Source organism: Facklamia sp. P9177 (assembly GCF_050409585.1).
Lineage (GTDB): Bacteria > Bacillota > Bacilli > Lactobacillales > Aerococcaceae > Facklamia.
This window is the reverse complement of the sequence record NZ_JBNUPE010000030.1, coordinates 1-5,169: the sequence shown is the minus strand read 5'-3', so window position 1 is coordinate 5,169 and position 5,169 is coordinate 1. Positions and strand designations below refer to the sequence as shown.

The 5,169-nt window shown below is 50.0% G+C and carries 1 tRNA gene and 3 rRNA genes; all 4 read left to right on the top strand.

From position 1 onward, the window contains the following. The first annotated feature begins 219 nt into the window (after positions 1–219). Positions 220–1,767 (top strand): 16S ribosomal RNA (locus ACQV18_RS09220). 237 nt (positions 1,768–2,004) lie between these two features. Continuing rightward, a 23S ribosomal RNA gene (locus ACQV18_RS09215) occupies positions 2,005–4,882 on the top strand. 78 nt (positions 4,883–4,960) lie between these two features. Then, positions 4,961–5,076, top strand: a 5S ribosomal RNA gene (gene rrf / locus ACQV18_RS09210). The 16S, 23S and 5S rRNA genes sit together here with 1 tRNA gene alongside, the layout of an rRNA operon. Before the next feature lie 18 nt (positions 5,077–5,094). Further along, positions 5,095–5,167: transfer RNA gene (locus ACQV18_RS09205), tRNA-Asn, on the top strand. Positions 5,168–5,169: the final 2 nt, after the last annotated feature.

The following is a 5,169-nucleotide window of genomic DNA, read 5'->3' as shown; positions in this document are numbered from 1 at the left end:
AAAAAGGTTTGACAAAAAATCTAAACCATGCTAGTATATAGAAGTTGTCACTTATGGCAGCGAAGCTCATTGAAAACTGAACAAAGACAAACACCAAAATGTGTAAGGGTCTATTCGTTAAACCGGATAGAAACAACCGAATATAATTCGAGACATACTGCAGACCAGCAGGTAAAAAAATCAATAGCTAGTAATAGTAATGAGCAAAAGCTCAAATTCTTTCATGAGAGTTTGATCCTGGCTCAGGACGAACGCTGGCGGCGTGCCTAATACATGCAAGTCGAACGAACCGCGAGAGAACTTGTTCTTTCAAGGTTAGTGGCGCACGGGTGAGTAACACGTGGAGAACCTACCCTTCAGCGGGGGATAACCATTGGAAACGATGACTAATACCGCATAGAATCGCAGATCGCATGATCAACGAAGGAAAGACGGCTTCGGCTGTCACTGAAGGATGGCTCCGCGATGCATTAGCTAGATGGTGGGGTAAAAGCCTACCATGGCCATGATGCATAGCCGACCTGAGAGGGTGATCGGCCACATTGGGACTGAGACACGGCCCAAACTCCTACGGGAGGCAGCAGTAGGGAATCTTCCGCAATGGACGCAAGTCTGACGGAGCAACGCCGCGTGTGTGAAGAAGGTCTTCGGATCGTAAAGCACTGTTGTTAGAGAAGAACGACCGAATGAGTAACTGCATTCGGAGTGACGGTATCTAACCAGAAAGCCACGGCTAACTACGTGCCAGCAGCCGCGGTAATACGTAGGTGGCAAGCGTTGTCCGGATTTATTGGGCGTAAAGGGAGCGCAGGCGGTGACTTAAGTCTGATGTGAAAGCCCACGGCTCAACCGTGGAGGGTCATTGGAAACTGGGTCACTTGAGTATAGAAGAGGAAAGTGGAATTCCATGTGTAGCGGTGAAATGCGTAGATATATGGAGGAACACCAGTGGCGAAGGCGACTTTCTGGTCTATAACTGACGCTGAGGCTCGAAAGCGTGGGGAGCAAACAGGATTAGATACCCTGGTAGTCCACGCCGTAAACGATGAGTGCTAAGTGTTGGAGGGTTTCCACCCTTCAGTGCTGGAGTTAACGCAATAAGCACTCCGCCTGGGGAGTACGGTCGCAAGACTGAAACTCAAAGGAATTGACGGGGACCCGCACAAGCGGTGGAGCATGTGGTTTAATTCGAAGCAACGCGAAGAACCTTACCAGGTCTTGACATCTGCTGCATAGCCTAGAGATAGGTGAAGTCCTACAAGACAGCAAGACAGGTGGTGCATGGTTGTCGTCAGCTCGTGTCGTGAGATGTTGGGTTAAGTCCCGCAACGAGCGCAACCCCTATCATTAGTTGCCAGCATTCAGTTGGGGACTCTAGTGAGACTGCCGGTGACAAACCGGAGGAAGGTGGGGATGACGTCAAATCATCATGCCCCTTATGACCTGGGCTACACACGTGCTACAATGGATGGTACAACGAGCAGCGAACTCGCGAGGGTAAGCGAATCTCTGAAAGCCATTCTCAGTTCGGATTGTTCTCTGCAACTCGAGAGCATGAAGCCGGAATCGCTAGTAATCGCGGATCAGCACGCCGCGGTGAATACGTTCCCGGGTCTTGTACACACCGCCCGTCACACCACGAGAGTTTGTAACACCCGAAGCCGGTGGCCTAACTTTTAGAAGGAGCCGTCGAAGGTGGGATAGATGATTGGGGTGAAGTCGTAACAAGGTAGCCGTATCGGAAGGTGCGGCTGGATCACCTCCTTTCTAAGGAGTAGTTGGAACCTACACGAAAGGTTACTGTCTTTGTTTAGTTTTGAGTGAGCTTCTTTATGAAGCAACTCAATCGATCATTGAAAACTGAATACACCAAACAAGATTGATCATATTCTCGATGCGAGGTATGACAATCACATTATTTCTTAAAAAAAGATATAATGAACCGAGAAATTGACCGAGTCTATGAGTAACATCATAGAGTTAAAAAATAAGCGAAAATATTGTGGTTAAGCAATAAAGGGCGCACGGTGAATGCCTTGGCACTAGGAGCCGATGAAGGACGCGACGAACAGCGATATGCTTCGGGGAGCGGTAAGTACGCTAAGAACCGGAGATTTCCGAATGGGGGAACCCAATGATTGTAAAAGATCATTATCCGCAAGGAAGGTAGACGCAGAGAACTGAAACATCTAAGTAACTGCAGGAAAAGAAAATAAGAATGATTCCCTAAGTAGCGGCGAGCGAACGGGGAAGAGCCCAAACCAGCGTGCATGCACGTTGGGGTTGAAGGACTCCATCACGAGACCAGACGATTTAGTAGAAGCCCATGGGAAGGGGCGGCAGAGAGGGTGAGACCCCCGTATGCGAAAGATCAACAGGCTCAGGAGTATCCTGAGTACGGCGGGACACGAGAAATCCCGTCGGAATCCACCAGGACCATCTGGTAAGGCTAAATACTCCCTAGTGACCGATAGTGAACCAGTACCGTGAGGGAAAGGTGAAAAGCACCCCGGAAGGGGAGTGAAAGAGTACCTGAAACCGTGTGCTTACAAGTAGTCAGAGCCCGTTAAGGGGTGATGGCGTGCCTTTTGTAGAATGAACCGGCGAGTGACGATAGTTGGCAAGGTTAAGTAGAAGATACGGAGCCGTAGCGAAAGCGAGTCTGAATAGGGCGTTAGTCAGGTGTCGTCGACCCGAAACCAGGTGACCTACCCATGTGCAGGTTGAAGGTGTGGTAAGACGCACTGGAGGACCGAACTCACATACGTTGAAAAGTGTGGAGATGACGTGTGGGTAGCGGAGAAATTCCAATCGAACCTGGAGATAGCTGGTTCTCTCCGAAATATATTTAGGTATAGCCTCAGAGTAAGAGATGTGGAGGTAGAGCACTGTTTGGACTAGGGGCCCATTCGGGTTACCGAATCTAGATAAACTCCGAATGCCACAAACTCATCTCTGGGAGTCAGACTGCGAGTGATAAGATCCGTAGTCGAAAGGGAAACAGCCCAGACCACCAGCTAAGGTCCCTAAGTAACTGTTAAGTGGAAAAGGATGTGGGGTTGCCTAGACAGCTAGGATGTTGGCTTAGAAGCAGCCATCATTTAAAGAGTGCGTAATAGCTCACTAGTCGAGTGACCCTGCGCCGAAAATGTACCGGGGCTAAACAGTCCACCGAAGCTGTGGATTCTAATTTATTAGGATGGTAGGAGAGCGTTCTATGTGCGGAGAAGCTGTACCGTAAGGAGCAGTGGAGCACATAGAAGTGAGAATGCCGGTATGAGTAGCGAAAGACAGGTGAGAATCCTGTCCACCGATAGACTAAGGTTTCCAGGGGAAGGCTCGTCCGCCCTGGGTAAGTCGGGCCCTAAGCAAAAGCCGAACGGCGTATGCGATGGACAACAGGTAGAGATTCCTGTACTTGGGAAATACGATTTAAGCAATGGAGGGACACAGGAGGTAAGTCCACGCAGACTGATGGAAATGTCTGTAGAAGCAACGAGTGAGATTGTGAGTCAAATGCTTACAATTAATGATGAGTTGTGATCTGGAGCGAAATAATAGTAGCGAAGGTGGATAATCAAACTGTCGAGAAAAGCTTCTAGCTAGTATGACCAACCCGTACCGCAAACCGACACAGGTAGTCAAGTGGAGAACACTAAGGTGAGCGAGAGAACTCTCGTTAAGGAACTCGGCAAAATGACCCCGTAACTTCGGGAGAAGGGGTGCTGACGCAAGTCAGCCGCAGTGAATAGGCCCAGGCGACTGTTTATCAAAAACACAGGTTTCTGCTAAATCGCAAGATGACGTATAGGAGCTGACGCCTGCCCGGTGCTGGAAGGTTAAGAGGAGCGCTTAGCGCAAGCGAAGGTGCGAATTGAAGCCCCAGTAAACGGCGGCCGTAACTATAACGGTCCTAAGGTAGCGAAATTCCTTGTCGGGTAAGTTCCGACCCGCACGAAAGGCGTAACGATCTGGGCACTGTCTCAACGAGAGACTCGGTGAAATTATAGTACCTGTGAAGATGCAGGTTACCCGCGACAGGACGGAAAGACCCCATGGAGCTTTACTGCAACTTGATATTGAGTGTTTGTGTGACATGTACAGGATAGGTAGGAGTCAAAGAGCTGTGTACGCCAGTATGCAAGGAGACGTTGGTGGGATACTACCCTTGTAATATGAACCCTCTAACTCGCGTGAAGAACACGGAAGACAGTGTCAGGTGGGCAGTTTGACTGGGGCGGTCGCCTCCTAAAGAGTAACGGAGGCGCCCAAAGGTTCCCTCAGAATGGTTGGAAATCATTCGTAGAGTGCAAAGGCAGAAGGGAGCTTGACTGCGAGACCAACAAGTCGAGCAGGGACGAAAGTCGGGCTTAGTGATCCGGTGGTACCGCATGGAAGGGCCATCGCTCAACGGATAAAAGCTACCCTGGGGATAACAGGCTTATCTCCCCCAAGAGTTCACATCGACGGGGAGGTTTGGCACCTCGATGTCGGCTCATCGCATCCTGGGGCTGAAGTCGGTCCCAAGGGTTGGGCTGTTCGCCCATTAAAGCGGTACGCGAGCTGGGTTCAGAACGTCGTGAGACAGTTCGGTCCCTATCCGTCGCGGGCGTAGGAAATTTGAGAAGAGCTGTCCTTAGTACGAGAGGACCGGGATGGACACACCGCTGGTGTACCAGTTGTTCCGCCAGGAGCATTGCTGGGTAGCTATGTGTGGGATGGATAACCGCTGAAAGCATCTAAGCGGGAAGCCAGCTTCAAGATGAGATTTCCCATTCGCAAGAAGTAAGACCCCTGAGAGACGATCAGGTAGATAGGCTAGAAGTGGAAGTATAGCGATATATGGAGCGGACTAGTACTAATCGGTCGAGGACTTAACCATGAGATTTCAAGGTAAGTAGAGGTGTATTCAGTTTTGAGTGATTGAGAGATTGCTCAAGATAACGATGAGATGACACTGTGTGGTGATGATGGCAAGAAGGACACACCTGTACCCATGCCGAACACAGCAGTTAAGCTTCTTAGCGCCGATGGTAGTTGGACCTTTGGTCTTGTGAGAGTAGGACGTTGCCACGCGTGTCATATCAAAGTTATTCCGCCATAGCTCAGCTGGCAGAGCGCATGACTGTTAATCATGATGTCGTAGGTTCGAGCCCTACTGGCGGAGTT